Here is a 1,043-nt window from a genome sequence, read left to right as displayed (position 1 = left end):
GGCGTGGGGTAGTCGAACACCGCGGTGGCCGGCAGGCGCAGACCCGTCACCGTGTTCAACCGGTTGCGCAACTCCACGGAAGTCAGCGAGTCGAAGCCCGTGTCCTTGAACGTACGACCGGCCTCAATGCTCTCGGGTCCAGACATGCCCAGAGTCAAGGCGGCTTGTGCCGCGACCAGTTCGAGGACGGTTTCGGTCTGCTCAACAGGACCGAGCACCGTGAGCCGGGCAGCCAGCGCGTTCTGACCGTCGACGGCAGCCTGTCCGACCATACGACGGGCTGGGGCGCCGATCCTTGGCGTGCGCACCAGGCGGGACAGGAACGGCGGGACCTCACCGGAACGCTGCACCGCGGCCAGGTCCAGCTGGGCCGTCACCACCAGAGGATCAGCGGCATGGGCGGCCGCGTCGAACATGGTCAGCCCGTCGGCCGCGGGCAGCGGCTTCAACCCCTGGCGGGACATGCGCTGCCAGTCGGCTCGGTCGAGCTTCGTGGTCATGCCGTATTCCCACGGCCCCCACACGAGGGATACAGCAGGCAGACCGGCCCGCCGGCGCATCGCAGCAAGAGCATCCAGGAAGGTGTTGCCGGCCGCGTAGTTGGCCTGGCCCGGGTTGCCCCAGACCCCGGCGATCGAGGAGAACAGTACGAACATGTCCAGGTCGAGGTGGCGGGTCAACTCATGCAGATGCCAGGCCGCATCAGCCTTCGGCCGCATGACCGCATCCACCCGCTCCGCGGTCAAAGCCGTAGCAAGCCCGTCATCCACGATCCCCGCCGCGTGAACGACACCGGTCAGCGGCACACCCTCCAGCACACCGGCAAGCTGATCCCGATCAGCAACATCACACGCCGCAACCGTGACCTCAACACCCAACCCCTCCAGATCAGCAACCAGCCCCACCATCCCCGGCGCATCCATACCCCGCCGCGAGACCAGCACCAGCCGCCCGGCCCGACCCGTCCCGGCAAGATGCCGGGCCACCAACCCACCCAACGCACCCGAAGCACCCGTAACCAACACCGTGCCCCCACACCCAGC

The 1,043-nt window shown here is 68.0% G+C and carries 1 protein-coding gene; it reads right to left on the bottom strand.

Annotated features, from left to right (window positions below):
• Window positions 1–986 (bottom strand): beta-ketoacyl reductase (locus AB0H32_RS48450; RefSeq protein ID WP_361136174.1); only part of this gene is annotated, 986 nt, incomplete at its 3' end.
• Window positions 987–1,043 lie beyond the last annotated feature (57 nt).

Origin of the sequence: Streptomyces sp. NPDC020362 (assembly GCF_040642095.1) — a bacterium.
Taxonomy (GTDB): Bacteria; Actinomycetota; Actinomycetes; order Streptomycetales; family Streptomycetaceae; genus Streptomyces.
This window is presented reverse-complemented; position numbering and strand designations above follow the sequence as displayed.